Genomic DNA, 26,440 nt, shown 5'->3' with positions numbered 1-26,440 from the left:
CGAGTCTGTTACCCGTGGGTAGGAAAAGTCAACTCCCGGGACCACCTCGCCCTCCCGTTCGATGGGCCTCGTCCCGTGAGTGTTAGTTTGCGCAGGCGTCACCGAAACAGCACGGGTGGGGAGAGCACATGAACACCACGCAGCGGGCCGATCAGCAGACGTCCGCCGACCGCAGACGGCGCGAGCTGCTCGAGGCCGCCGACCGGGTGGTGCTGCGCGACGGCCCGCACGCCTCGATGAACGCCATCGCCGCCGAGGCGGGCATCACCAAGCCGATCCTGTACCGGCACTTCGGCGACAAGGGCGGACTCTACGCCGCCCTCGCCGTCCGCCACACGGACGCCCTCCTCGCCTCGCTGCGGGCCGCCCTGGACGCCCCGGCCCAGCGTCGGCAGCGCGTGGAGGCCACCCTGGACACCTATCTGGCGGCCATCGAGGCCCGCCCGCAGGTGTACCGCTTCCTGATGCATCCGGCGGAGAGCGCCGGCACCCCGGGCGACCAGTCCGAGCAGGGCTTCGACGTCGGCAGGCACTCGGCGCCGCTGCTGCGCCGCATGGGCGAGGAACTGGCCCAGGTCATCGAGGAGCGCCTCGACGTCGGACCGGGCACCCAGCAGCTGGCCCGGGTCTGGGGGCACGGCATCGTCGGCATGATGCACGCCGCCGGGGACTGGTGGCTGGGTGAACGCCCCTGCCCCCGGGAGGAGTTGGTACGCACCCTGGCCGACCTGCTGTGGGGCCGCCTCGCCGAGGCCGGCGACAAGGCGGGCGGTCCCGGGTTCTGACCCCCGGCCCTGCGCGCCCCCGGTCCGTCGCCGGGGCGGGCGCTCAGCGGTGCCAGGACGCCCGGGCCGCCTGGCGCATCAGCTTCCGGTGCCGCCGGCCGGTCAGGCGATCGGCGTAGATCCGCCCCTCCAGGTGGTCGCACTCGTGCTGGAGGCACCGGGCGAAGAACCCCGTCCCGCGTACGGTGACCGGCTCACCGGCCGCCGTGAAGCCCGTCACCACCGCCTCGTCGTGCCGCTCGGTCCCCGCCTCCAGACCCGGCAGCGACAGACAGCCCTCGGGACCGCGCACCACCACCCCGCCGGTCTCCACCAGCCGGGGGTTCACCACGTGCCCGAGGTGCCGCTCGTCCTCGTCGTCCGGGCAGTCGTACACGAAGACGCGCACCGCCTCGCCGATCTGGTTCGCGGCCAGGCCCACGCCGTGGGCGGCGTACATGGTCGCGAACAAGTCCTCCACGAGCGCCGCGAGTTCCGGACCGAAGTCCGTCACCTCCGCGCAGGGAGCGTGCAGGACGGGGTCGCCGAGGAGGCCGAGGGGACGGACGCGCCCGTGGGCGCCCGGGATGGAGCCTTGTCGCATGGCGGTCAGAGTAAGGTCCCTGTGTCCCCCGGCGGCACGCGCCCACCGCCGGAACCGGTGGCCGGTGCCGCGATTCGGGAGTGCGAATGGATCTCGATAGGCTGAGGTCCACACCACGTGGCCGTCAGGCTTCACAGGCTTCAGGCGCGGCGCGTACGGCAAGGAGGATCGAGAACTGATGGCAGGCAACTCGGACCCGCTCACGCCGCGGGCCAAGATCGCCGTGACCGCGGGCAAGGCGGTCGCTGCGGCATCCCGCGCCGCGGGGCGCGGCAGCGGTTCGGTGATCGGCGGCCGGGTCGCGCTGAAACTCGACCCCGACCTCCTCGGCCGGCTCGCCGGGCACCTGGACGTGACCCTGGTCTCGGCGACCAACGGCAAGACCACCACCACCCGGCTCATCGCCGAGGCGCTCAAGGCTGCCGGACCGGTCGTCTCCAACGCGCTCGGCGCCAACATGCCGGCCGGCATCACCTCGGCTCTCGCGGGCGGCGCGGACGCCCGCTACGGGGTCATCGAGGTCGACGAGAAGTACCTCGTCGGCGTCGCCCAGGCGACCGACCCGAAGTGCATCGCGCTGCTCAACCTCTCCCGCGACCAGCTGGACCGCGCCGCCGAGACCCGCATGCTCGCCGAGAACTGGCGCGAGGGCCTGGCCGGCTCGAAGGCCGTGGTCGTCGCCAACGCCGACGACCCGCTGGTGGTGTGGGCCGCGTCCTCCTCCCCGAACGTGATCTGGGTCGCCGCCGGGCAGATGTGGAAGGACGACGCCTGGTCCTGCCCGTCCTGCGGCGGCGTGATGCAGCGCCCGGGCGACGACTGGTTCTGCGGCGAGTGCGGCTTCCGCCGCCCGACGCCGAGCTGGGCGCTCTCCGGCGACCACGTGCTCGACCCGCACGGTTCCGCCTGGCCCATCCACCTCCAGCTGCCGGGCCGCGCCAACAAGGCCAACGCCGCCTCCTCGGCCGCCGTCGCCGCCGTCTTCGGGGTGCCGCCGCAGGTCGCCCTGGAGCGCATGTACCAGGTGCAGGCGGTCGCCGGGCGCTACGACGTCGTCCAGTTCCAGGGCCGCGACCTGCGCCTGCTGCTCGCCAAGAACCCGGCGGGCTGGCTGGAGACCTTCTCCCTGATCGACCCGCCGCCGGCCCCGGTGATCCTGTCGGTGAACGCGCGCGGCGCCGACGGCACCGACACCTCCTGGCTGTGGGACGTGGACTACACCCGGCTGTCCGGCCATCCGATCTGCGTGGTCGGGGACCGGAAGCTGGACCTCGCGGTGCGCCTGGAGGTCGCGAACCAGCAGTTCCAGGTGTGCGAGGACCTCGACCAGGCGGTGCAGCTGTGCCCGCCGGGACGCATCGAGGTCATCGCGAACTACACCGCCTTCCAGGACCTGCGCCGCCGCGTCGGCAACTGACCGCGAGACTTCAGGGGATTTTCGTGAGCGACAACCAACTGCGGATCGTCTGGATCTACCCGGACCTGCTCAGCACCTACGGCGACCAGGGCAACGCCCTCGTCGTGGAGCGCCGGGCCCGCCAGCGCGGCCTCGACGTGGCCCGGCTCGACGTGCGCAGCGACCAGCCCATCCCGACCTCCGGCGACATCTACCTCGTCGGCGGCGGCGAGGACCGGCCGCAGCGGCTCGCGGCCGAGCGGCTGCGCCGTGACGGCGGCCTGTACCGGGCGGTGGAGAACGGCGCGATCGTCTTCTCGGTCTGCGCCGGCTACCAGATCCTGGGCCACGAGTTCATCAACGACCTCGGCCAGCGCGAGCCGGGCCTCGGCCTGCTCGACGTGGTCTCCACCCGCGGCGAGGGCGCGCGGTGCGTCGGCGACGTCCTCGGCGACATCGACCCGCGCCTCGGCCTGCCCCCGCTGACCGGCTTCGAGAACCACCAGGGCGTCACCCACGTCGGGCCCAACGCCCGCCCGCTCGCCCAGGTCCGCTTCGGCAACGGCAACGGCACGGGGGACGGCACGGAGGGCGCGTACAACGACACGGTCTTCGGCACCTACATGCACGGCCCCGTGCTGGCCCGCAACCCGCAGATCGCGGACCTGCTGCTCAAGCTGGCCCTCGACGTGAACGCACTGCCGCCGACCGACGACCGCTGGTACGAGGCGCTCCGCAACGAGCGCATCGCGGCTGCGCAGCAGCCCGCGTAGGTACAGTTGCGCAGCACCCGCGTAGGTACAGTTGCGCAGCAGCCTGCGTAGGTACAGCTGCGCAGCAGCCTGCCTGAGCCCCTCCCGGGGGCCCGTCTGATGACGCATCCGCACAGGTGAGCGGGTGCGTCCAGTAGGCGGACGCGTGGTTCGGCCCCGCCCCCTCGTACCGCTAGGGTGGCGGGGATCGAGCCGGACAGCGCGGTCCGGACCCGTGCCACGTTGAGAAGGTATTTCGGGCTATGCGCATTGGTGTCCTCACGTCCGGCGGCGACTGCCCCGGCCTGAACGCCGTCATCCGGTCCGTCGTGCACCGCGCCGTCGTCGACCACGGCGACGAGGTCATCGGTTTCCGGGACGGCTGGAAGGGCCTCCTGGAGTGCGACTACCTCAAGCTCGACCTCGACGCGGTCAGCGGCATCCTGGCGCGCGGCGGCACCATCCTCGGCTCCTCCCGGGTCCGCCCCGAACACCTGCGGGACGGCGTGGAGCGGGCCCGGGGACACGTCGCGGAACTCGGCCTCGACGCGATCATCCCGATCGGCGGCGAGGGCACGCTGAAGGCGGCCCGGCTGCTGTCCGACAACGGCCTGCCGATCGTGGGCGTGCCGAAGACCATCGACAACGACATAGCGGTCACCGACGTCACCTTCGGCTTCGACACCGCGGTGACCGTCGCCACCGAGGCCCTGGACCGGCTCAAGACCACCGCCGAGTCGCACCAGCGGGTGCTGATCGTCGAGGTCATGGGCCGGCACACCGGCTGGATCGCGCTGCACTCGGGCATGGCCGCGGGTGCGCACGCCGTCGTCGTCCCGGAGCGGCCCTTCGACATCGACGAGCTGACCGCGAAGGTCGGGGAGCGTTTCTCCGCGGGCAAGCGGTTCGCGATCGTGGTGGCGGCGGAGGGTGCCAAGCCGAAGGCCGGGACCATGGACTTCGACGAGGGCGGCAAGGACGTCTACGGCCACGAGCGCTTCGCCGGGATCGCCCGCCAGCTCTCCATCGAGCTGGAGGAGCGGCTCGGCAAGGAGGCCCGGCCGGTGATACTCGGGCACGTCCAGCGCGGCGGCACGCCGACCGCGTACGACCGGGTGCTGGCGACGCGGTTCGGGTGGCACGCGGTGGAGGCGGTGCACCGCGGGGAGTTCGGGATGATGACGGCCCTGCGCGGGACGGACATCGAGATGGTGTCGCTGGCCGACGCGGTGGAGTCCTTGAAGACGGTGCCGGACGCGCGGTACGCGGAGGCGGAGTGTGTTCTTTGAGGTTGCTGCGGTACTCCGTCCGCGGGTAGTCCGTGGTTGCTCGCGCAGTTCCCCGCGCCCCTGACGGGGCGCTGTACCGCCCCCGGTGAAAAATGTCGCCGGGGGCGGTTCTACGCTTGCTTCGGACAAGCGGCGTTCAACCGCGCTCAACCCCCACGAAACAGGAGCGGGCGGATGGATCACAGCGGGCACGGCATGACGATGGATCTGCCGCCGTTCACGCTGGGGCGGGGTCTCGCCTGGTCGGCGGATCCCTTCTTCCTGGTCGCCTGCCTGCTGGGACTGGCGCTGTACGGGTGGGGCGTCGTGCGCCTGGTGCGGCGCGGTGACAAGTGGCCGGTCGGCCGGACCGTGGCCTTCGCGGCCGGTGTGCTGAGCGTCGCCCTGATGATGTGCACCAAGCTGAACGACTACGGCATGGTCATGTTCAGCGTGCACATGGTGCAGCACATGGTGATCAGCATGGTGTCGCCGATCCTGCTGCTGCTCGGCGCCCCGATCACGCTGGCCCTGCGCGCACTGCCCCCCGCGGGCCGTGGCCGCAAGGGTCCCCGCGAGCTGCTGCTGATGCTCCTGCACAGCCGCTACATGCGGATCATCACGCACCCGGCGTTCACCATTCCGCTCTTCATCGCGAGCCTGTACGCGCTGTACTTCACGCCGCTCTTCGACACGCTGATGGGCTCGCAGGCCGGGCACATCGGGATGATGGTGCACTTCCTCGCCGTGGGTGTGGTGTTCTTCTGGCCGATCATGGGCGTCGACCCGGGCCCGCACCGGCCGGGCTACCTGATGCGGATGCTGGAGCTGTTCGCGGGCATGCCGTTCCACGCGTTCTTCGGCATCGCGCTGATGATGGCCTCCTCCCCGATGGTCGAGACGTTCAGGAACCCGCCCGCCTCGCTCGGCATCGACGCGCTCTCCGACCAGAACGCGGCCGGCGGCATCGCCTGGGCCTTCAGCGAGGTCCCGTCCGTCCTTGTGCTGCTCGCGCTGCTCTTCCAGTGGTACGCCTCGGAGGAGCGCCAGGCCCGGCGCAGCGACCGGGCCGCCGACCGCGACGGCGACAAGGAGCTGGCGGCGTACAACGCCTACCTGGCCTCACTGAACACACGCGGCGGCTGAACGGGGCACCATGGAGGGCAACGGACACGAGGAGGGTGTTGCGATGCCCGGTTCCACGGACAGTTCGACGAAGACGATGGGGGCGCTCACCATCGGCGGACTCGTCGCGGTGACGGCGTACACGGTGGCGCTCGGGAGCAACGGCTGGCTGTGGTTCGGCTGGGTCGTGCTCGGTCTGATCACCCTGGGGCTGGTGGCCACCCGCAGCGCCTGAGCCCCACATGGGGCGCCCCCGCCCGCTCGGCGGGCCGGCTCAGTCGCGACCGAGCCGGCCCGCCGAGTGCACGCCCGGCTGGTACTTCGGCAGCCGGACCGTGATCTTCATGCCCGCGCCGACGGCCGTCTCGATGACCAGGCCGTGGTCGTCTCCGTAGACCTGGCGGAGGCGGTCGTCGACGTTGGACAGCCCGATGCCGCCCGACGGGCTGACCTCGCGCGCGAGGATGCGGCGCAGCAGGTCGGGGTCCATTCCGGCGCCGTCGTCCTCGATGACGACCAGGGCCTCGGCGCCCGCGTCCTGGGCGGTGATCTGGATGCGGCACCGGTCCGCCTTGCCCTCCAGGCCGTGCTTGACGGCGTTCTCCACCAGTGGCTGGAGGCAGAGGAACGGCAGCGCGACCGGCAGCACCTCGGGGGCGACCTGGAGGGTGACGGCGAGCCGGTCGCCGAAGCGGGCCCGCACGAGCGCCAGGTAGTGGTCGATGGCGTGCAGCTCGTCGGCGAGGGTGGTGAAGTCGCCGTGCCTGCGGAACGAGTAGCGGGTGAAGTCGGCGAACTCCAGGAGCAGCTCGCGGGCGCGCTCGGGGTCGGTGCGCACGAAGGACGCGATGACCGCGAGCGAGTTGAAGATGAAGTGCGGGGAGATCTGGGCGCGCAGTGCCTTGATCTCGGCCTCGATGAGGCGGGTGCGGGACTGGTCGAGGTCGGCCAGCTCCAGTTGGACGGAGACCCAGCGGGCCACCTCCCCGGCGGCGCGGACCAGGACGGCCGACTCGCGGGGCGCGCAGGCGACGAGGGCGCCGTGCACCCGGTCGTCGACGGTGAGCGGGGCGACGACGGCCCAGCGCACTGTGCAGTCCGGGGTGTCGCAGGAGAGCCGGAAGGCCTCGCCGCGGCCGGTGCCCAGGGGTCCCGCGAGGCGTTCCATGATCTCGGTGCGGTGGTGGTTGCCCACGCCGTCCCAGACCAGGACCTCTTCGAGGTCCGTCAGACACAGCGCGTCCGTGCCCAGCAGGGAGCGCAGCTTGCGGGCCGACTTCCCGGCGGTCTCCTCGGTCAGGCCCGCCCGCAGCGGGGGCGTGGCCAGGGACGCGGTGTGCAGGGTCTGGAAGGTGGCGTGCTCGACCGGGGTGCCCAGACCGCCGAGGTGCTGCGGGCGGGCCGTGCGCCGCCCCAGCCAGAATCCGGCGGCCAGCAGCGGGAGCAGGGCCACGGCGAGACCCGCCAGGAAGCCGCCCACGGAGCCGCTCACCGCGTCGGCTCCTCGCGCGGGTCGGCCGCCGTCCCCAGGTCGTCCGTGCGCAGGTCGTCCGTACGCAGGTCGTCCGTGCGCAGTTCCTCCGCGTGCAGCTCCTCCGGCAGGTGGAAGCGGGCCAGGATCGCCGCCGTCCCGGCCGGTACCCGGCCCGGGGTGGCGAGGGACACCAGCACCATGGTGAGGAAGCCCAGCGGCACCGACCACAGGGCGGGCCAGGCCAGCAGCGCGTGCAGCGAGCCCCCGCCGCCCGGGAAGCCGCCCATGGTGGCAGCCACGGCGAGCAGTGCGGAACCGCCGCCCACCAGCATCCCGGCGGCAGCGCCCGGCGGGGTCAGCCGCCGCCACCAGATGCCGAGGACGAGGAGCGGGCAGAAGGAGGAGGCGGACACGGCGAAGGCGAGGCCGACGGCGTCGGCGACCGGCAGCCCGCCGACCAGCGCGCTCGCCGCCAGCGGCACGGCCATGGCGAGCAGGGTGCCGAGCCGGAAGTGCGGCACGGCGCGGGACGGCAGCACGTCCTGGGTGAGGACGCCCGCGACGGCCATGGTGAGCCCCGACGCGGTGGACAGGAACGCGGCGAAGGCGCCGCCCGCCACCAGCGCGCCGAGCAGGTCGCCGCCCACTCCCCCGATCACCCGGTCGGGCAGCAGCAGGACCGCGGCGTCGGCGTCCCCGGTGAGGGTCAGCTCGGGGGCGTAGAGGCGGCCGAGGGCGCCGTAGAGGGGCGGCAGCAGGTAGAAGGCGCCGATGAGGCCGAGCACGGCGACGGTGGTGCGGCGGGCGGCGACGCCGGTCGGGCTGGTGTAGAAGCGCACCACGACGTGCGGCAGGCCCATGGTGCCCAGGAAGGTGGCGAGGATCAGGCCGTACGTGGCGTACAGCGGGCGTTCCGTGCGGCTCTCGGCCCGGGAGGGGGACAGGGCGTCGTCGGCGCCGCGTCCAGCGGCCGGGACGGGGGTGTGCGCGGCGAAGGTGAGGCGGGCGCCGGCCTCGATGCGGTGGGTGCCCGCGGGCAGGGCGACGCGGTCGCCGTCGTGGGCGCGGCCGTCCACGGTGCCGTCGACGGTGACGGTCAGCGGCTCCTCCAGCTTGAGGGTGAGACTGTCGTCGACCCGCACGGAACGCTGCTCGCGGAAGGTGGCGGGTTCGTCGAAGGGGCGGCCGGGGGCGCCGTCGCCCTGCCAGGCCAGCACCAGGAAGAGGGCGGGGACGAGCAGGGCGGTGAGTTTGAGCCAGAACTGGAAGGCCTGGACGAAGGTGATGCTGCGCATGCCACCGGCGGCGACGATGGCGGCGACAACGACCGCGACGATCACCCCGCCCAGCCAGTCGGGCGCCCCGCTGAGCACCGTCAGCGTCAGCCCGGCGCCCTGGAGCTGGGGCAGCAGGTACAGCCAGCCGACCCCGACGACGAAGGCCCCCGCGAGCCGCCGCACCCCCTGGGAGGCGAGCCGGGCCTCGGCGAAGTCGGGCAGCGTGTAGGCGCCCGAGCGGCGCAGCGGGGCGGCGACGAACAGCAGCAGGACGAGGTAGCCGGCGGTGTAGCCGACCGGGTACCAGAGCATGTCGGGGCCCTGGACGAGGACCAGTCCCGCGATGCCGAGGAAGGACGCGGCGGAGAGGTACTCGCCGCTGATGGCGGCGGCGTTGAGGCGGGGGCCGACGGTGCGGGAGGCGACGTAGAAGTCGGAGGTGGTGCGGGAGATGCGCAGCCCGAAGGCGCCGACGAGGACGGTGGCCACGACGACGAGGGCGACGGCGGGTATGGCGTAGCTGGAGTTCATGGTGCCTTCATGCCTTCACGGCCTCGTCCGGCATGGTCACCGGTCCTCGACGAGCCGCACGAAGTCGCGTTCGTTGCGCTCGGCGCGGCGCACGTACCAGCGGGCAAGGAGGACCAGGGGGGCGTACAGGCCGAAGCCGAGGACGACCCACTCCAGGCCGCGGGCGTCGGGCAGCGCCGCGAAGAGCAGGGGCAGCGGTCCGATGAGGAGGCCGAGGACCGCGAGGGCGGTGAGCCCGGCGCGCAGCTGGCTGCGCATGAGGGAGCGGACGTAGGTGTGACCGAGGGTGGTCTGCTCGTCGATCTCGGTGCGCGGGCGGTAGTAGCCGGAGGCCCGGCGTGCGCGCCTGGGCGGGCCGGTGACGGTGACGCGCCGTTCGGCGGGGTCCTGGGGCATGCCGTCACGGCCTCCGCATGAGCAGGTCCCGCAGCTCCCGGGCGTGGCGACGGCTGACCTGGAGTTCCTCGGTGCCGACCAGGACGCTGACGGTGCCGGCGTCCAGGCGGAGTTCGCCGATGTGGCGCAGCGCGACGAGGTGGCGGCGGTGGATGCGGACGAAGCCGCGCGCCCGCCAGCGTTCCTCCAGGGTGGCCAGGGGGATGCGGACGAGGTGGCTGCCCTTGACGGTGTGCAGGCGGGCGTAGTCGCCCTGGGCCTCGACGTGGGTGATGTCGTCCACGGGGACGAAGCGGGCGACCCCGCCGAGTTCCACGGTGATGTGGTCGGGGTCGGGCCCGTGCACGGGTATCCGCGGCGAGGGCAGTGTCGCGCCACGTTGCTCGGCGGCGCGGCGCACCGCCTCGGCCAGCCGCTCCCGGCGCACGGGTTTGAGGACGTAGTCGACGGCGTCCAGGTCGAAGGCCTGCACGGCGAAGTCCTCGTGCGCGGTGACGAACACGACCAGCGGCGGCCGGGCGAACCCGGTGAGCAGCCGGGCGAGGTCCAGTCCGTCGAGACCGGGCATCTGGATGTCGAGGAAGACGACGTCGATGGCGTCGGGACCGCCGGGGCCCGACTCCAGGGCCCGGTTGATGCGGCGCAGCGCCTCGGTCGCGTCGCTCGCACCCTCGGCGGTGCCGATGCGGGGGTCGGCGTTCAGGAGGTACACGAGTTCCTCGAGTGTGGGGCGTTCGTCGTCGACAGCCAGGGCGCGCAGCATGAACGTGGAGTGTAGGGGCGATCCGGGCGCCTGCACACGCCTGCGACGTGCCGGTATCCCCTGGATACAGTGCCCGCATGAACAGCAGGCCCGCTTCGTTCGACGAACTCGACCGGAAGATCGTCACCGCCCTGATGGAAAACGCCAGGACGTCCTTCGCCGAGATCGGCGCGGAGATCGGACTGTCCTCCACGGCGGTCAAGCGCCGGGTGGACCGGCTCCGCGAGACCGACGTGATCACCGGGTTCACGGCGACGGTGCGGCCCTCCGCGCTCGGGTGGCGCACGGAGGCGTACGTGGAGGTGTACTGCGAGGGGGCGGCGCCGCCGCGGCGGCTCGCGGAGGTGGTGCGGGGCTACCCGGAGATCACCGCGGCGATGACGGTGACCGGCGGCGCGGACGCGCTGCTGCACGTGCGGGCGCGCGACGTGGAGCACTTCGAGGAGGTGCTGGAGCGGATTCGTGCGGAGCCGTTCATCCGGAAGACGATCAGTGTGATGGTGCTGTCCCACCTGATCCCGGAGAGTCCCGAGGCAGGGGCGGCCCTGCTCGCTCCCGAGGACGCAGCGGACGTGCGCTGACCACGGGAACAACGCAGCGATCCTGCGGGAACACGCAGCTTTCGTCGCTTGTCGGGCGCGGTCGCCACTTCTTACCGTGGTGTCAACACCCCGTCACACACCGTGAAAAGCGGAGGTACCCCTCTGTGACCGAATCCCGTGTGCCGCGCCGGCGGCGCTTCGTGGTCTGCGAACCCAGACACTTCGCCGTGCAGTACGCGATCAACCCGTGGATGAGCACCGGCCGACCCGTCGACGTCGTCCGCGCCCTCGACCAGTGGCAGGCGCTGGTCGGCACCTACCGTGCCCACGGCCACACCGTGGACACCGTCGCGCCGGTCCCCGGACTGCCCGACATGGTCTTCGCCGCGAACTGCGCGGTCGTCGTCGAGGGCCGGGTCTTCGGCTCCCTCTTCCACGCGCCCGAGCGGCGTCCCGAGTCCGTGCCGTTCGAGGCGTGGTTCAAGACGGAGGGCTTCGAGGTCCACCACCCCGAGTCGGTCTGCGAGGGCGAGGGCGACCTGGTCCCGGCCGGCCGCTGGATCCTGGCCGGCACGGGGTTCCGCACCACCCGTGCGGCCCACCGCGAGGTGCAGGAGTTCTTCGGCGTGCCGGTGATCTCGCTGACCCTGGTGGACCCGTACTTCTACCACCTGGACACGGCCCTGTTCGTGCTCGACGACGGGACCGGCGGGGAGGGCCGGAGCGGGGGGAGCGACGGGAACATCGCCTACTACCCGGGCGCCTTCTCGCCCGGCAGCCGCGAGGTGCTGGAGCGGCTCTACCCGGACGCGGTGCTCGCCACCCGCGAGGACGCGATGGCGTTCGGGCTCAACTCCGTGTCCGACGGACGGCACGTGTTCATCGCGCCCGGGGCCCGGGGGCTGGCCGACCGGCTCGCCGACCGCGGCTACGTGCCGGTCCCCGTCGACCTGTCCGAGTTCCACAAGGCCGGTGGCGGCATCAAGTGCTGCACCCAGGAGATCCGGGAGACCCGCTCATGACCGCACCCGCCCGCACCGCCCGCGGCTCCGAGGAACTGATCCGCGCGGAGGAGCCCGTCCTCGCGCACAACTACCACCCGCTGCCCGTCGTCGTGGCCCGCGCCGAGGGCGCCTGGGTCGAGGACGTCGAGGGCCGCCGCTACCTGGACATGCTGGCCGGCTACTCGGCGCTCAACTTCGGCCACCGCCACCCGGCACTGGTCGAGGCCGCCCACCGGCAGCTGGACCGGCTCACGCTCACCTCGCGCGCCTTCCACAACGACCGGCTCGCGGGCTTCGCCGAGCGGCTGGCCGCACTGACCGGCACGGACATGGTGCTGCCCATGAACACCGGCGCGGAGGCGGTGGAGAGCGGCATCAAGGTGGCCCGCAAGTGGGCCTACGACGTCAAGGGCGTCCCGGCCGACCGGGCGACGATCGTGGTCGCCGCGGACAACTTCCACGGCCGTACGACGACGATCGTGAGCTTCTCCACCGACGAGAGTGCCCGCTCCGGCTTCGGCCCCTTCACCCCGGGCTTCCGGATCGTGCCGTACAACGACCTGGCGGCGCTGGAGGCGGCGGTCGACGAGACGACGGCGGCCGTGCTGATCGAGCCGATCCAGGGCGAGGCGGGGGTCAACATCCCCGACGACGGCTATCTGGCGGGCGTCAGGGAGCTGACCCGGCGCAGGGGCTGCCTGTTCGTCGCGGACGAGATCCAGTCCGGTCTGGGCCGCACCGGGCACACCCTGGCCGTCGAGCACGAGTCGGTCGTGCCGGACGTGGTGCTGCTCGGCAAGGCGCTGGGCGGCGGCATCGTCCCGGTGTCGGCGGTGGTCGGCCGGCGTGACGTGCTGGGTGTGCTGCACCCGGGCGAGCACGGTTCGACGTTCGGCGGCAATCCGCTGGCCGCCGCGGTGGGCACGGCGGTGGTGGAGCTGCTGGAGACGGGCGAGTTCCAGCGCCGGGCGGCCGAGCTGGGCACGGTGCTGCGCGAGGGGCTCGCCGCCCTGGTCGGCAGGGGCGTCGTCGGCTTCCGGGCGCGGGGGCTGTGGGCGGGCGTGGACGTGGACCCGGCGCTGGGCACCGGGCGCGAGGTCACTGAGCGCCTGATGCGGGAGGGCGTCCTGGTCAAGGACACCCACGGCTCCACGATCCGTCTCGCGCCGCCGCTGACGGTCACGGCCGAGGAGCTGACGGGCGCCCTGGCGACGCTGGAGAAGGTCCTCACCTCCTGACCCGCACCCCGGGGTTCACCGAGCGGCTCGGCGGTCCTCGTCGAGCCGCTCCACGTGTGCGACGTTGTCCCGGTCCTCGGCGTCCTCGCTCGGGCCGCCCGCGAACCAGGCGTCGAGGATCTCGCGCAGCACCGGAGCGGACGTCAGCCGCAGGCCGATGGCGAGCACGTTGGCGTCGTTCCAGCGCCGGGCCCCGTCGGCCGTGTACGCGTCGGCGCACAGGGCCGCGCGGACGCCCGGCACCTTGTTGGCGGCGATGGACGCGCCGGTGCCGGTCCAGCAGCACACCACGGCCTGGTCGGCCCGTCCCTCGGCGACCTCGCTCGCCGCCCGCTCGGAACAGGCGGCCCACCGCGGGTCCGCCCCGGGGCTCAGCGCGCCGTACGCGCGCACCTCGTGACCGCGTGCGCGCAGTTCCTCGACGAGGAGCCGGGCCACGGGTTCGTCCATGTCGGAGGAGACGGAGATACGCATGTGCGAAGCGTACTCACCGACCGCTCACCTCATCGGCCCAACCACATGACCGAAGTCACGACCATACCCAGCATGATCGGGGGAACGGGTACGACCTGAGAGACGTACGACCGAGCAGCGCTCCGTCCGGAGTGTCTGCGCGTGGAAAGGGAGGCCGCCACGTCCCCCACCGAGAACGGACCGGAGACCGACGCCGCGGCGGTGCGCCGCCACCCCGCCCTCTTCCGGGCGGTCAAGCGCCGGCAGAACCCCCGGCTGCGCCGGTCGGACATCACCGTCACGGACGAGGCCGCGGTCAAGCGAGCCGTCAAGGCCGCCTCCCTCGGCAACGCCATGGAGTGGTTCGACTTCGGCATCTACGCCTATCTGGCGGGCACGATCGGCCGGGTGTTCTTCCCCTCCGGGAGTGACACCGCGCAGTTGCTCTCCTCGTTCGCCACGTTCGCCGTGGCGTTCCTGGTGCGGCCGATCGGCGGCATGGTCTTCGGCCCGATGGGCGACAAGATCGGCCGCAAGAAGGTGCTGGCGCTGACCATGATCCTCATGGCGATCGGCACCGCCGCCATCGGGTTCATCCCCAGCTACGACTCCATCGGCTTCTGGTCGCCGCTGCTGCTGATCCTGTTCCGCCTGCTCCAGGGCTTCTCCACCGGCGGCGAGTACGGCGGCGCGTCCACCTTCATCGCCGAGTACGCGCCGGACAAGCGGCGCGGGTTCTTCGGCAGCTTCCTGGAGCTGGGGACGCTGGCCGGGTACACCGCCGCCGCCAGCCTGGTCACCGCCCTGACCGCCGTCCTGGGCAGCGACGGCATGGACTCCTGGGGCTGGCGCGTCCCGTTCCTCGCCGCGCTTCCGCTCGGCATGATCGGTATCTACCTGCGGCTGCGGCTCGACGACACGCCCGCGTACCTGAAGCTGGAGGACTCCAACGTCCACGTCTCGGAGGCCGCGACGGCGGTGGAGACCACCGCACGGGGCGACCTCGCCAAGATCTTCCGCACCCACTGGCGGGCGCTGGTGCTGTGCATCGCGCTGGTCGGCGCGTACAACATCACCGACTACATGCTGCTGTCGTACATGCCGACGTATCTGTCGGACGAGCTGGACTACAGCGAGAGCCACGGCCTGATGATCCTGGTGGCGACGATGGTGCTGCTGATGCTGATCATCAACCAGGTCGGCCGGCTGTCCGACCGCTTCGGGCGCAAGCCCGTCCTGATGACCGGCATGATCGGGTTCTTCGTGCTGTCCGCACCGGCCTTCGTGCTGGTGCAGGAGGGCAGTCTGCTCGCGGTCTCGGGCGGCATGCTGATGCTCGGCCTGTCGCTGGTCTGTCTGCTGGGCACGATGTCGGCGGCGCTCCCGGCGATGTTCCCGACCAACGTGCGGTACGGGTCCCTGTCGGTCGGCTACAACCTGTCGGCGTCGATCTTCGGCGGGACCACGCCGCTGGTGATCACCGCTCTGATCAGCGTGACCGGCTCCGACATGATGCCCGCCTACTACTCGATGGCGGCGGCCCTGATCGGTGTGGTGGCCGTGGCCTGCATGAAGGAGACGGCGCAGAAGCCGCTCGCCGGCTCCCCGCCCTCGGTGCAGACCGAGGAGGAGGCGGCCCGGATGGTGGAGGCGCAGGCCCCCACGCCGAAGTTCTGACGCCGCGGTCGCGGGCGCACGCCGGGGGCGGTGGGGTTCGGTGCGAACCCCACCGCCCGTCGGCGTGTCAGGCGCTTCTCAGCGGTGTGTCACAGGCGCTGCCACAGGGCGGGGACGTTCGGCGGCTCCCAGCCGGGGTAGGCGGTGTGGCCCTGGATGCACCGGTAGCTGACGCCGTTGTAGCTCACCACGTCACCGGCCGCGTAGGTGGCTCCCAGCTGCCAGGTGGTCTCACCGCCGTCGTCGCCGGAGACGGTGAGGGTGTAGGTGGTGGTGTGCGTGACGGTGCCCGTACCCGTGAAGGTCAGCGTGTAGGTGCCGCCGGCCGTGCCCGCGGCGACCTGGACCGTGGCGGTCGAGGACTGGCCGGAGGTGACCGAGTCCGGGCTGAAGCCGACGCTCACACCGGTCGGCGCGCCGGACGCCGACAGCCGCACGTTCTGCGCGTCGCCGCTGGTCGTGGCGGTGTTCACGGTGACGGACGCGGAGCTGCCCGGGTCGACGGTGCCCGAGGACGGGTTCGCGGAGATCGAGAAGTCGTCCTGCGGGTTCGGTGCGTCTCCGACGGCGGTCTTCCAGATCGTGTACGCGATGCCGTCGGCGCTGCGGTTCAGCGCGGTGGCGCTGATGTTGGCGGTGGTGTCGCAGGCGGAGTGGTAGCACGGGTCGTAGGACCGGCCGGCGGTGCCGCCCCACTTGGCGGCCTCCGTGGACGACTTGATCGCGGAGGCGCCGGTGGCGTAGCCCGAGGTGGGGATGGAGACCTGCTGGAAGGAGTAGTCGTCGGAGCGGCCCTGGCCCTCGACGTTCTCCTGCGGGGCGAGGCCGAGGGAGGTCCAGTACTCCCGCATCGGGGCGGAGGCCGCGGAGGACAGGTTGTTGATGAAGTAGCCGCCGTTGACGGAGGCGACCATGTCGAAGTTGTAGTACGCCTTGATCCGGGAGCGGTCGGTCGTCGAGAGGTTCCGGGCGTAGAAGTCGGAGCCGTTCAGGCCCTGCTCCTCGTCGGTCCACCAGGCGAAGCGGACGCGGTTCTTCATGGTCGGGTTCTGCTCGGCCAGGGTCAGCGCCGTCTCGAGGAGCGCGGCGGAACCGGAGCCGTTGTCGTTGATGCCGGGGCCGGCCGAGACGCCGTCGAGGTGGGCGCCGAACATGTAGACGCTGTTCGCGTCGCCCTTCGGCCACTCGGCGATCAGGTTGTTGCCGGCGCCCGCGGAGCAGCCGGAGGTGCAGGTCTGCTCGGTGACGGTGTAGCCGGCCGCCTGGAGCTTGCCCTTCACGTACGCGAGTGAGGCGTCGTACCCGGAGCCGGTGGAGCGGCGGTTGCCGCCGTTCTGCGCGGCGATGGAACCGAACTGGGCCAGGTGGGCCTGGACCTGGGCGACGTCGACGTCGGGCGGCGTGCCGGGGTTGTTGCCGCCGCCGACGGTGAGGGTGTACTGGGCGGTGTGGCTCTTGCTGCCCGCCGTCCCCTTGACCGTGAGCGAGTAGGTTCCGGCGGCGGTGCCCGACGTGGTGGAGACACGCATCGTCGAGCTGGAGCCGGAGGTGACCGTGGACGGGCTGAAGGAGACGCTGACGCCGGGCGGGGTGCCGGTGGCGGTCAGCGACACCTGCTGGGCGCTGCCGGTGACGGTGGTCGTGTTGACCGTGGCGTTGACCGCGGAACCGGCCTCGACGTTGCCGCTCGCCGGGCTGAGGGCCAGCGAGAAGTCGGTCTCCTGCCGGGTGCAGGTCGGGTCGCCGCTCTGGGCCGGGATGTCGATCGCGTTCCAGGCCGCCCTGGTGGCGTCGAACAGGTCGCAGGAGGCGTCCAGGCTCTTGGCCGCGGTGAGGGTGGCGGAGCGGTAGCGCTTGTAGGTCATGCCGCTGGTCTTGAGCAGCATGCCGCCGTAGAAGATCTTTCCGGCGTTCTGGATGCCGATGCCGGTCACCCGGCTGCCGTCGCAGGTGGGGCTGGAGGGCTTGCCGCCACCGGGGTTGGAGCCCTCGGCGAGGAGGTAGAACCAGTGGTTCATCGGCCCGGCGGCCGCGTGCTCCTCGGTCCCCGGGATGGCGGAGGAGTAGCAGTTGGGGTCGTTGTTGACCAGCTGCGGGTTGTACATGTTGCGGATCGGGCCGCGGCCCTGGAGGTTGATCTCCTCGCCGACGGTGTAGTCGGGGGAGTCGTACCCGGCGGGCTGGTTGGCGTAGGCCTCGGTGAGGGCGCCCATGATGTCGCCGGTGGCCTCGCCCAGGCCGCTCTCGTGGTTGGCGCCGCCGGGGGTGAAGCTGTCCAGGCCGTGGCCGTACTCGTGGCCCACCACGTCCATGCCGGCGATCCACTTGTTGGCGCTGTTGTGGCCGATGGTGACCCGGGAGCCGTCCCAGTAGGCGTTGAGCTGGTTGAGGCCGACGAGCGCGGGCCAGCTGCCGCCGTTGCCGTTGTGGCCGTTGCGGCCGAGCCAGTCGCGGAGCATGTCCGACTCTTTCTGCGCCGCGTACATGACGTCGACGCAGCCGGTCTCCTTGCTGGAGGCGTTGCCGGTGCCCCAGTCGTCGTCCGGTCCGGTGAACAGGCCGCCGTTGTAGTCCGAGCACTGCAGGCCGGGGCGGGTGGTGTCGCGCAGGGCGTACTGGCTGCCGGAGCGGGAGGTGTCGATGGTCAGCGGGCTGGGGCCGTTCCACTCGCTGTGGCCGGTGCCGGCCTTCACGTCGTCGTAGCTGTCGACGACCTTGCCGGTGCGGGCGTCGACGAAGACGTGCAGCTTGCTGGGCACGTGGTCCTCGGTCGTGCCGACGAGCACGGTCTCCCAGGCGAGGGTCTGGACGTCGTCCTTGACCCGGACCACCAGCCGCTCGGAGTCGACCTTGTCGACGTTCGCGAGCCGTTCACGGCTGGTCTTCACCGCCTGCCCGGACTTGATCCGGGCCTCGGTGGGCACGGCCATCGCGCCCTCGGTGGCGGACCGGACGGCGCGGACCCTGCCCTTGCCGTCGGCGAGGACGACGGCGTCGCCGCCGACCACCGGCAGACCGTTGTAGGTGCGCTCGTAGGCGACGGAGAACAGGTCCTTGTCCCAGGGGGTGACCTGGTGGCGGTCGTACTGCTCGTCGGGGCCGCCGGCGACGAGGGCGTCCAGGCCGCTGCGTACGGCCTGGTCGGCGGCTGCGACGGCCCGCTCGACGGGACTGGGTTCCGCCGCGGAGGGCGCGGACCGCTCCGAGGCCGAGGCGAGGGAGGCCGGTACCACCACCCCTGCGAGTGTCATGGCCAGGACTGTCCCGGCCACCGCGGTCTGTCTGAGCATCGTGGCTCCTTGTGAGAGTGGGGGGCTCCTTGCGGGCCGACCCGGCCGTGCCATGCCGAACGCGCACCCTGGGGTGCGGGGACGCGTCCATCAGGTGTCATTTGCATGTCATGTCGCGGGCTGGGCGGAACCCTCACACCCCGCCGCACCGGAATCAACGGCTCCGCGAGCTTGGTCCAGACCTGTCAAAATCCGGCAAGTACGCGGCCGCGTCGCGGAGGTGCCGCGCACCGTCACGCCCCGTGCGCAACGGGGGCCTTCCCCCGCCTCACTCCCCCGCGTCCAGCAGCCGCTCCCGGTAGGCCCTGACCTCGGGCAGGTCGGCCCACTGCCCGGTGAGCCGGCTGTGCAGGCCGCGCAGTTCGGCGGTGACCATCGACTCGCGCGAGCGCACCGCCTCCGGCAGGACCTCCGAGGCGAGGGCGACGGCGGCGCCCGGATCGCCCGCACACGCCCAGCTGTCCGCCAGCCGCAGGGTGAGCAGCAGCCGGGCACCGCGCATCTGGGGCGGCACCTGCGCGCGCGAGCGTGCGGTGGCGTCGACCGCGCGTCGGGCCGCCGCCCGGTCCCCGGTCGCGACGGCCAGGTCGCGCAGGGCACCGCCGATCGCCGAGTCCACCCGCATCGCTCCCTCGGCCCCGGCCATCCACGGCGCTTCCAGGTGGTCCTGCGGTCCGAGGCGGGCGAACCCCCGCCGGGCCAGGGAGATGTGCCGACGGCACGCCGCCGCGTCGCCCGACAGGGCGTGGCCGCGTGCCTGGTAGAGGTCCGAGAGGGTGGCCATCCACCGGCGTCGCGCGTCCACCGCGCCGATGCCCTGCGCGTACCCGAGCATCAGGGAAGGGTCCCCGTCGAGCCGGACCAGGGTGCACATGTCGCTGAGCAGGGTCGCGCGGGCCGAGGCGTCCTGGACGGCGTCCGCCCAGCGCAGTCCGTGGCCGAACCAGGCCATGGCCACGCCGATCTGCCCGCGTTCCATCCGCAGCCGGCCGGCCACCTGGGCGTACTGCGCGCCGAGCCGCAACTGCCCGTACGGCAGCCGCCCGGCGGAGTTGACCTCGCCCGCCCAGCGGGCCAGGCCCCGCAGCAGCCCCTCGACGGCCGTCACGCGGCCCTCGTGCCGGAACGCCTCCCGGATCAGGCAGGCCAGCACCGCGGTGAGACCGTGCAGCAACTCCGCCTCGGCGACCGCCGCACCGGTGCCGGTGCCCCAGGACGGGGCCGGGCCGCCCGCCGGACCCGGCCCGTCGAGCAGGGCCGGTAACTCACCCGGATCGGGCACCGCGCACCCCGCGGTGCCGTGCAGCGGGCAGGCCAGCCCTTCGGCGGGCAGCCGCGCGGGCCACATCCGGGAGTCCGGCGCGCCCTGCCCCGCGGGGTCGTCCGCGCCGGGCAGCGGCGTGAACAGCGCCGGGTCGGCCGGGAGGCGGCCCGGCCCGGGCGGCACCTCGCGCGGCGCGGCGACGGTCGCGGCCAGCTCACCGCCCGTCTCCAGCACCGCGTCGAGTCTTCGCACCAGCCCCACGGGCGGTTCGCGCAGGCCCGCCTCGAGTCTGCTGACGAGGGAGTGGTGGTAGCCCACGCGCAGGCCGAGTTGCAGCTGGGTGAGTCCGGCCGCCCTGCGCAGCGAGCGCAACTGCCGCCCGAACTCGGCCCACGGGGCCCCGGCCGCCCCTGCCGGGCCGGTCGCCCCTGCCGCCCGCGCAGGTCCGGCCGCCCGCGCCGATCCACCGGTCATCCGCCCTCCCCCCGGTCGCGCCCCCGCCGCGGGCCGTGCGCCGCCCGGGCTTCGCGCCTCCACTACGGGACAGCACAGAGGAGGGGCGGTGCCGCGTCAATCGAGTTGACCGAAGAGCGGCCGAACCGGTCCCGGCCGGTTTCGGCGAGGTCGGGCTACGATCGATCAACGGCCGCGGACGACCGGCCGGGAGCCCGGAGAACTGGGAGACACACCGTGTTCTACTACGTGCTCAAGTACGTACTGCTGGGCCCGCTGCTGAGGGTCGTCTTCCGCCCCCGGATCGAGGGGCTCGACCATGTGCCGGGGTCGGGGGCGGCCATCGTCGCGGGCAACCACCTCTCCTTCTCGGACCACTTCCTCATGCCCGCGGTGCTCAGGCGCCGCATCACCTTCCTGGCCAAGGCGGAGTACTTCACCGGTCCGGGCCTCAAGGGCAGACTGACCGCGTTCTTCTTCCGCAGCGCGGGGCAGATCCCCGTGGACCGCTCGGGCAAGGAGGCGGGGCAGGCCGCGATCCGCGAGGGGCTCGGGGTGCTGGGCCGGGGCGAGTTGCTCGGGATCTATCCGGAGGGCACCCGCTCGCACGACGGCCGGCTGTACAAGGGCAAGGTCGGCGTGGCGGTGATGGCGCTCAGGGCGGGGGTGCCGGTCGTGCCCTGCGCGATGATCGGCACCTTCGAGGCGCAGCCGCCGGGCCGGAAGATCCCGAAGCTGCACCCGGTGGTCATCCGCTTCGGCGAGCCCCTCGACTTCTCCCGCTACGCGGGCATGGAGGGCGAGAAGGCCGTACTGCGCGCCGTCACCGACGAGATCGTCTACGCGATCCTCTCCCTCTCCGGTCAGGAGTACGTCGACCGGTACGCGGCGGACGTGAAGGCCGAGGAGGCCGAGCGGGCGGCACAGGGCCGCAGGTTCCCCCGGCTGCCGCACCGCTAGCCGGGAAGGCTCCGTCTGCCGTCGGCAGAAGGACGTGCCCGGCGGGCGTCCGGACGCCTACCGTCGCCGTATGACACATGCGGTGGTGCTCGGGGCGACGGGACAGATCGGGCGGGCGGCGGTCGACGCGCTGGCCCGGGACGGCTGGGAGGTGACGGCCGTCTCGCGGGGCGGCGATTGGGACGCGCGGTGGCCGACGGACGTACGGGTGGTCCGGGCCGACCGGGAGGACGACGCGGCGCTGTCGGCGGCGGTCGGCGAGGGCTGCGACGTCCTGGTGGACATGGTGGCCTACGGGCAGCGGGAGGCACGGCAGTTGGTCTCGCTGGCCGGACGGGTCGGCTCGGCGGTGGTGATCTCCAGCGTCTCGGTCTACGAGGACGACAAGGGCCGCAACTTCGACACCCAGGCCGAGCCCGACGGGTTCCCCGCGTACCCGGTGCCGATCACGGAGACGCAGCGCACCGTCCGCCCTGGGGACGGCTCGTACAGCACCGGCAAGGCGGCGCTGGAGCGGGAACTCCTCGCCGCGGGCGACCGGTTGCCGGTGACGCTGCTGCGGGCGGGCGCGATCCACGGCCCGTACTGCCGCACTCCGCGCGAGCTGTACTTCGTCAAGCGCAACCTCGACGGCAGGCGCCGGCGCGTGCTCGCGTACGGCGGTGCGAGCCGCTTCCACCCGGCGAGCGTGCGCAACATCGCCGAGCTGATCCGGCTGGCCGCCCCGCGACCGGGCACGCGCGTCCTGAACGCGGTGGATCCGGACGCCCCGACGGTGGCGGAGATCGCGGCGGCCGTCGACGCGGTGATGGGCGTGGAGACGCAGGACGCGCTGCTGGACGGCGCGCCGGTGGGCGGTGTGGGCGACACCCCGTGGAGCGTGCCCGCGCCGGTGGTGTGCGACATGGGCGCGGCCCGGGAGCAACTGGGCTATCGCCCGGTGGTCCGGTACGCCGACGCCCTGCCGGAGACGGTGGCATTCATCGAGGAGCGGCTGGCCGGGCGGGACTGGCGGGAGGCCTACCCGAAGATGTTCAAGGCGTACGGCGACCTCTTCGACTACGCGGCGGAGGACGCCTGGGCCGAGGGACGGTAGCGACAGGAGGAGGGAGGAGGTGACCGGTCGGACCGGTCGCCCCCTCCCCGCTTGCCCTGGGCCCGGGTTACGGCTTGGGCGTGGCGTGCGGCGCGCAGGTCACGTCGCGGGCGTCCGTCCTGCCGGTGAGCAGGTAGGTGTCGACCCGGTCGTTGACGCACGGGTTGACCAGGCCGGTGACGCCGTGGGAGCCGGCGTCCCGCTCGGTGATCAGGCGGGAACCCCTGAACCGCTGGTGCAGTTCGACGGCGCCCTCGTACGGGGTGGCGGCGTCCCGCTCGGACTGGACGATCAGCACCGGCGGGAGTCCCTTGCCGGTCTTCACGTTCAGCGGGGTCTGCTGCTTGACCGGCCAGGTGGCGCAGGGCAGGTTCATCCAGGCGTTGGCCCAGGTCATGAACGGGTGGTCGCGGTGGAGCCGGGTGTTGTCCCGGTCCCAGGTTCGCCAGTTGGCGGGCCACTTGGCGTCGGTGCACTCGACGGCCGTGTAGACGGCGTTGCCGTTCTCCGCGGAGGCGTTGCCCGCGGTGTCGGACAGGTCGGGTGCGGCGGCGTCGACGAGCGCCTGGGTGTCACCGGCGACGTACTTGCTGAAGATCTCCGCGGTCGGCGCCCAGGCGGAGTCGTAGTACGGGGCGCTCTGGAAGAAGGAGATCAGCTCGGCCGGTCCGACGACGCCGCCCAGCGGCTCCTTCGCGGCGGCGGCGCGCAGCTTCAGCCACTGGTCCTGGACCTCGGCGCGGGTGTCGCCGAGGTGGTAGGCGGCGTCGTTCGCGGCGACCCAGTCCTGCCAGTCCTTCCAGCGGCCCTCGAAGGCGACGTCCTGGTCCAGGTTGGCCTGGTACCAGATCTTGTCGCGGGACGGGTTGACGACGCTGTCGACGACCATGCGGCGGACGTGGTCCGGGAAGAGGGTGCCGTAGACGGCGCCGAGGTAGGTGCCGTAGGAGACGCCGAGGTAGTTGAGCTTCCGCTCGCCGAGGGCGGCGCGGATGACGTCGAGGTCGCGCGCGGTGTTCGGCGTGGTCATGTGCGGGAGCATCTCGCCGCTGCGCTCGAAGCAGCCCTCGGCGTACTCGCGGGCCAGCTTGCGCTGGGCGCGCTTGTCGGCCTCGGAGCCGGGCACGGGGTCGGCCTTGGGCGCCTTGACGAACTCCTGCGGGTCGACGCAGGAGATGGGCGCTGAGTGGCCGACGCCGCGCGGGTCGAAGCCGACGAAGTCGTAGGCCTTGGCCGTGTTGGCCCAGACCGCGCTCTTGCTCGTGACGCGGGCCGGGAACCGCAGGCCGGAGCCGCCGGGACCGCCGGGGTTGTAGATCAGGGCGCCCTGGCGCTCGCTCCTGGTGCCGGTGTTGCCGATGCGGTCGACGGCGAGCTTGATCTGCTTGCCGTACGGCTTGGCGTAATCCATCGGCACCGTGACGTAGCCGCACTGGATGGGCTTGGGCAGGTTCCAGTCGGCGGCGCAGTCCTCCCAGTCGATGCCCGCCCGGGCGGCGCGGGCCGCGGCGATGGCGGCACCGCGCGCCTCCCGGTCCCAGCCCCGCCCGTGCCCGTGGCCGTCGGCCGGAGTGGCGCTCGCGGCGGGTGCCGAGACGGCGCCGGCGATCAGCGTGGCGGTGACCAGCGCTCCGGCCGTGCCGAAGGCGGTCGCCCTCCGCCGTATGCTGCTCTTCCTCAAGTGGCCCTCCCCGTACGTGTTCGCGACAAGTACGGGGATCCTCGCCGCTGTGGGTTTCCTGAGAACAGGGCCAGTGCTACTTCTTTGCCAATCCGATAAACGGAGAAGGGCGTTCGTTCGGCGGGGCCGTCGGCCGGCCGGTCGACGGGGACTCAGTCCAGCGAGGCCAGCGCCCCGTCCAGCAGCCGTCGCAGCCGGAGCGCGTCCGGCGCCACGGCGGTCACCAGCGCCGCGGGCCCCGCGAGCGGCATGACGGCCGCGCCCTCCTCGAACACGCGCGCCGCCGGTGGCTCGGTGGCGAAGCCGGGCCGGACGACGACCAGCTGGCCGACCGCACGGTGACCCGCCAGCCCCGCCGGTCCGTCCCAGCCGCCCGGCGCACCGGGCCCGCACAGCAACTCCTGGTCGAGGACGCACCGCCCGTCGATCCGCAGGGTGAGACGGCTGGTCAGGCGGCCCGGTTCCTCCCCGGCCCGCCCGAGCACCTGCTCCTCGCGCAGCAGCAGCCGCGCCCCCGCGGCGAGGTCGACGGACGTGGTGACGGTGAGATCGCTGCCGCCGGCGGAGATCAACTGCTCCGGGAGCCAGTACAGTGCCGCGTCGTCGTCGACGGTGAGCCGGACGTCGTAACGGGCCCCGGCCTTGTCCTGCCCCGGCAGGGCGAGGGTGGCGGCGGCCGAGCCGACCCGCAGCCGGGCGCCGTTCTCGGCGTGGACCCCGACCTCGAAGTGGTCGCCGCCGAGCGGCCCGCTCATCGCGCCGACCAGCATCACCCGGGCCTCGGCCCCGCTCCCCCGGGTCCGCCGCACGGCGAGGGGCCCCTCGCCCTCCAGGACCGGCAGCACGGTGCCCCCGCGCCCGTCACCGCGGGCGAGGACGCGGGCGCTCGCCCGGACACCGCCGGCGACGGTGGTCACGCGGTCCACGCGGCGATCCGCTCCCGCACCCAGTCGGCGACCTCCCGCACCCCGCCCTCGCCGCGCAGCGACTGCAGGACGACGGGCAGTTCACCGCGGACCGCCTTGGCGTCGGCGGCCATGCGCGCGAGGTCGGAGCCCACGTACGGCGCGAGGTCGGTCTTGTTGACGATGAGCAGGTCGGCGGTGGCGACTCCGGGCCCGCCCTTGCGCGGGATGTCGTCGCCGCCCGCCACGTCGATCACGAACACCTGCGCGTCGACCAGGCCCCTGGAGAAGGTGGCGGTGAGATTGTCCCCACCGGACTCCACCAGGACCAGATCGAGCGGGCCGACCTCGTCCTCCAGGTCCTCGACGGCCTCCAGGTTGGCGGAGATGTCGTCCCGGATCGCGGTGTGCGGGCAGGCGCCGGTCTCCACGGCGGTGATCCGCTCGGGCGGCAGCACCGCCTCGCGGAGCAGGAACTCGGCGTCCTCCCGGGTGTAGATGTCGTTGGTCACCACGGCGAGGGACAGCTCCGCCCGCAGCGCCCGGCACAGGGCGGCGACGGTGGCCGTCTTCCCGGACCCGACGGGCCCGCCGAGCCCGATCCGCAGCGCCCGCCGCGACCCGTCGGGCCGACGCGCGTCGGCGGAGACGGCGGCGGGGGATTCGAGGTGGTGGTCAAGATGCATACGGCAACTCCTGTCAAAGTCGGGGCAAATGAGCCCGTCCGGCGCTTGAGGACGAGGCCGTTCAGGCCGAAAGGGGGGCCAGGGGGCACAGCCCCCTGGCGGGGTGGAAGTGGCAGCGCCCCTGGGGTCGGGAACGGGAAGGGGCGGCGGGGGCGAACCCGCCTACGAGGCGAACAACCTCACAGGCCAGGCGGCATGTGCCTCCGCCCCGATCTCCAGCAACGGCGCCGACCGCGCGGGAAGCGCGCCGACCCCGTCGGTCACGACGCGCTCCGCTGTCTCCACGGCCTCCCGGGCCACCCGGTCCACCTCGTCCGCGAGCCGCGCCAGCACCCCGGTCGCGTCGAACGGATCGAGACCGAGCAGCCGCACGACGGCCGTCGCGGGTCCGCTCACCCCCTCGTAGAGGGAGCAGTACGCCGCGTCGAGCGCGCCGAGCCCGGCCGCACGCGCGGCGAGCCCCAGCACGACGGGCTGATGCGCCCCCTTGGGGAACAGCGCGGCCAGGGCGTCGAGTTCGGGACTCGGCCAGGTCGCGCGGGCGGCCCGCATCAGCTGCCGCCCCAGTCTGCGCGCCGCCACCCGCAGGGCGGGCGACGGGGTGCGGGCGTCGGCGGCCCGGTCGAGTTCCCCGGGGTCGGCACCGAGGGCCGAGGCCGCCGCGACGCACGCCGCGACGACCCCGCTCGTGTGCAGGCGCCCCCGGCAGAACGCCTCCAGGCTCGCGCCATCCGTGATACGTCCCGCCCGGACGGCGGCCTCCGCCCCGCCGGAGTGGGCATGCCCTCCGGCGGGGAAGCGGCCGTCCGCGAGGACGAGCAGTGCTGCGCGGCTCATCTCC

The 26,440-nt window shown here is 72.8% G+C and carries 24 protein-coding genes; 12 read left to right on the top strand and 12 right to left on the bottom strand.

Translation table 11 applies throughout. The features are described 5' to 3' along the window. The first annotated feature begins 128 nt into the window (after window positions 1–128). Window positions 129–785, top strand: coding sequence for a TetR family transcriptional regulator (locus tag Sru02f_RS13730; RefSeq protein ID WP_109030303.1), 657 nt, complete (start codon window positions 129–131; stop codon window positions 783–785). A 43-nt stretch (window positions 786–828) separates the two neighbouring features. Here the strand turns inward: Sru02f_RS13730 and def are convergent, their stop codons facing one another. Next, complete coding sequence (gene def / locus Sru02f_RS13725; protein WP_167469360.1) at window positions 829–1,368, bottom strand: peptide deformylase; 540 nt, start codon at window positions 1,366–1,368, stop codon at window positions 829–831. A 178-nt stretch (window positions 1,369–1,546) separates the two neighbouring features. Here def and Sru02f_RS13720 point away from each other — a divergent pair, with 178 nt between their 5' ends. The 5 genes from Sru02f_RS13720 (at window position 1,547) to Sru02f_RS13700 (ending at window position 6,144) form a co-directional block, all read left to right on the top strand. Beyond that, window positions 1,547–2,785 carry a Mur ligase family protein gene (locus Sru02f_RS13720; RefSeq protein WP_003977619.1) on the top strand — a complete coding sequence of 413 codons (1,239 nt, stop codon included), beginning with the start codon at window positions 1,547–1,549 and terminating at the stop codon, window positions 2,783–2,785. Window positions 2,786–2,808: 23 nt separating this feature from the next. Then, window positions 2,809–3,537 carry a type 1 glutamine amidotransferase gene (locus tag Sru02f_RS13715; RefSeq protein ID WP_109030302.1) on the top strand — a complete coding sequence of 243 codons (729 nt, stop codon included), beginning with the start codon at window positions 2,809–2,811 and terminating at the stop codon, window positions 3,535–3,537. Between the two features lie 242 nt (window positions 3,538–3,779). After that, window positions 3,780–4,805 (top strand): 6-phosphofructokinase, encoded by a 1,026-nt coding sequence (locus Sru02f_RS13710; RefSeq protein WP_109030301.1) that lies wholly within the window; start codon window positions 3,780–3,782, stop codon window positions 4,803–4,805. A gap of 174 nt (window positions 4,806–4,979) precedes the next feature. After that, entirely contained in the window at window positions 4,980–5,930 is a 951-nt protein-coding gene (locus tag Sru02f_RS13705; protein WP_109030300.1) for a cytochrome c oxidase assembly protein, read from the top strand. A 43-nt stretch (window positions 5,931–5,973) separates the two neighbouring features. Continuing rightward, window positions 5,974–6,144, top strand: a complete 171-nt coding sequence (locus Sru02f_RS13700; protein WP_016325678.1) for a hypothetical protein — start codon at window positions 5,974–5,976, stop codon at window positions 6,142–6,144. A gap of 39 nt (window positions 6,145–6,183) precedes the next feature. On the opposite strand, the gene Sru02f_RS13695 is transcribed toward Sru02f_RS13700, so the two are convergent. From Sru02f_RS13695 to Sru02f_RS13680, 4 genes are read right to left on the bottom strand one after another with little or no spacing between them, the layout of a single operon-like run. After that, window positions 6,184–7,389 carry a sensor histidine kinase gene (locus Sru02f_RS13695; protein ID WP_164270815.1) on the bottom strand — a complete coding sequence of 402 codons (1,206 nt, stop codon included), beginning with the start codon at window positions 7,387–7,389 and terminating at the stop codon, window positions 6,184–6,186. An 8-nt stretch (window positions 7,390–7,397) separates the two neighbouring features. Continuing rightward, entirely contained in the window at window positions 7,398–9,191 is a 1,794-nt protein-coding gene (locus Sru02f_RS13690; RefSeq protein WP_109030298.1) for a sodium/solute symporter, read from the bottom strand. A gap of 36 nt (window positions 9,192–9,227) precedes the next feature. Beyond that, a complete protein-coding gene (locus Sru02f_RS13685) occupies window positions 9,228–9,587 on the bottom strand; it encodes a hypothetical protein (RefSeq protein WP_109030297.1) in 360 nt (119 codons plus the stop codon). 4 nt (window positions 9,588–9,591) lie between these two features. Next, window positions 9,592–10,350 carry a LytR/AlgR family response regulator transcription factor gene (locus Sru02f_RS13680; protein ID WP_109030296.1) on the bottom strand — a complete coding sequence of 253 codons (759 nt, stop codon included), beginning with the start codon at window positions 10,348–10,350 and terminating at the stop codon, window positions 9,592–9,594. 77 nt (window positions 10,351–10,427) lie between these two features. Between Sru02f_RS13680 and Sru02f_RS13675 the strand changes: the two genes are divergently transcribed. The 3 genes from Sru02f_RS13675 (at window position 10,428) to rocD (ending at window position 13,134) form a co-directional block, all read left to right on the top strand. Then, a complete protein-coding gene (locus tag Sru02f_RS13675; RefSeq protein ID WP_109030295.1) occupies window positions 10,428–10,931 on the top strand; it encodes an Lrp/AsnC family transcriptional regulator in 504 nt (167 codons plus the stop codon). A 125-nt stretch (window positions 10,932–11,056) separates the two neighbouring features. Then, window positions 11,057–11,914 (top strand): dimethylargininase, encoded by an 858-nt coding sequence (gene ddaH / locus Sru02f_RS13670; protein WP_109030294.1) that lies wholly within the window; start codon window positions 11,057–11,059, stop codon window positions 11,912–11,914. Continuing rightward, window positions 11,911–13,134 (top strand): ornithine--oxo-acid transaminase, encoded by a 1,224-nt coding sequence (gene rocD / locus Sru02f_RS13665; protein WP_109030293.1) that lies wholly within the window; start codon window positions 11,911–11,913, stop codon window positions 13,132–13,134. Before ddaH ends, rocD begins: the two co-directional genes overlap by 4 nt. Window positions 13,135–13,149: 15 nt before the next feature. Here the strand turns inward: rocD and Sru02f_RS13660 are convergent, their stop codons facing one another. Continuing rightward, on the bottom strand, window positions 13,150–13,608 hold the full coding sequence (locus Sru02f_RS13660) for an RpiB/LacA/LacB family sugar-phosphate isomerase (RefSeq protein WP_109030292.1): 459 nt from the start codon (window positions 13,606–13,608) through the stop codon (window positions 13,150–13,152). Between the two features lie 141 nt (window positions 13,609–13,749). On the opposite strand from Sru02f_RS13660, the gene Sru02f_RS13655 reads away from it, so the two are divergent. Next, window positions 13,750–15,264 (top strand): MFS transporter, encoded by a 1,515-nt coding sequence (locus Sru02f_RS13655; protein ID WP_109030291.1) that lies wholly within the window; start codon window positions 13,750–13,752, stop codon window positions 15,262–15,264. 89 nt (window positions 15,265–15,353) lie between these two features. Here Sru02f_RS13655 and Sru02f_RS13650 read toward each other — a convergent pair whose 3' ends face one another. Together Sru02f_RS13650 and Sru02f_RS13645 are read right to left on the bottom strand one after the other, a co-directional pair. Beyond that, complete coding sequence (locus Sru02f_RS13650) at window positions 15,354–18,554, bottom strand: M20/M25/M40 family metallo-hydrolase (RefSeq protein ID WP_109030290.1); 3,201 nt, start codon at window positions 18,552–18,554, stop codon at window positions 15,354–15,356. Window positions 18,555–18,822: 268 nt separating this feature from the next. Next, window positions 18,823–20,292 carry a helix-turn-helix domain-containing protein gene (locus Sru02f_RS13645; RefSeq protein ID WP_109030289.1) on the bottom strand — a complete coding sequence of 490 codons (1,470 nt, stop codon included), beginning with the start codon at window positions 20,290–20,292 and terminating at the stop codon, window positions 18,823–18,825. Between the two features lie 216 nt (window positions 20,293–20,508). On the opposite strand from Sru02f_RS13645, the gene Sru02f_RS13640 reads away from it, so the two are divergent. Further along, on the top strand, window positions 20,509–21,231 hold the full coding sequence (locus Sru02f_RS13640; RefSeq protein ID WP_003977603.1) for a lysophospholipid acyltransferase family protein: 723 nt from the start codon (window positions 20,509–20,511) through the stop codon (window positions 21,229–21,231). A gap of 70 nt (window positions 21,232–21,301) precedes the next feature. Next, window positions 21,302–22,327, top strand: a complete 1,026-nt coding sequence (locus tag Sru02f_RS13635) for an NAD-dependent epimerase/dehydratase family protein (protein ID WP_174855019.1) — start codon at window positions 21,302–21,304, stop codon at window positions 22,325–22,327. A 67-nt stretch (window positions 22,328–22,394) separates the two neighbouring features. Here Sru02f_RS13635 and Sru02f_RS13630 read toward each other — a convergent pair whose 3' ends face one another. From Sru02f_RS13630 to Sru02f_RS13615, 4 genes are all read right to left on the bottom strand, one after another. Then, window positions 22,395–24,008, bottom strand: a complete 1,614-nt coding sequence (locus Sru02f_RS13630; protein WP_109030287.1) for an alpha/beta hydrolase — start codon at window positions 24,006–24,008, stop codon at window positions 22,395–22,397. Window positions 24,009–24,160: 152 nt separating this feature from the next. Beyond that, window positions 24,161–24,925 carry an urease accessory protein UreD gene (locus Sru02f_RS13625; protein ID WP_109031403.1) on the bottom strand — a complete coding sequence of 255 codons (765 nt, stop codon included), beginning with the start codon at window positions 24,923–24,925 and terminating at the stop codon, window positions 24,161–24,163. After that, a complete protein-coding gene (gene ureG, locus Sru02f_RS13620) occupies window positions 24,922–25,599 on the bottom strand; it encodes an urease accessory protein UreG (protein ID WP_109030286.1) in 678 nt (225 codons plus the stop codon). Before ureG ends, Sru02f_RS13625 begins: the two co-directional genes overlap by 4 nt. A 162-nt stretch (window positions 25,600–25,761) precedes the next feature. After that, the gene (locus Sru02f_RS13615; protein WP_109030285.1) at window positions 25,762–26,436 is read right to left on the bottom strand and encodes an urease accessory protein UreF; all 675 of its coding nucleotides are present in this window, start codon (window positions 26,434–26,436) and stop codon (window positions 25,762–25,764) included. Between the last annotated feature and the right edge of the window lie 4 nt (window positions 26,437–26,440).

Source organism: Streptomyces rubrogriseus, assembly GCF_027947575.1.
In the GTDB taxonomy this organism is placed as follows: Bacteria; Actinomycetota; Actinomycetes; order Streptomycetales; family Streptomycetaceae; genus Streptomyces; species Streptomyces rubrogriseus.
This window is presented reverse-complemented; position numbering and strand designations above follow the sequence as displayed.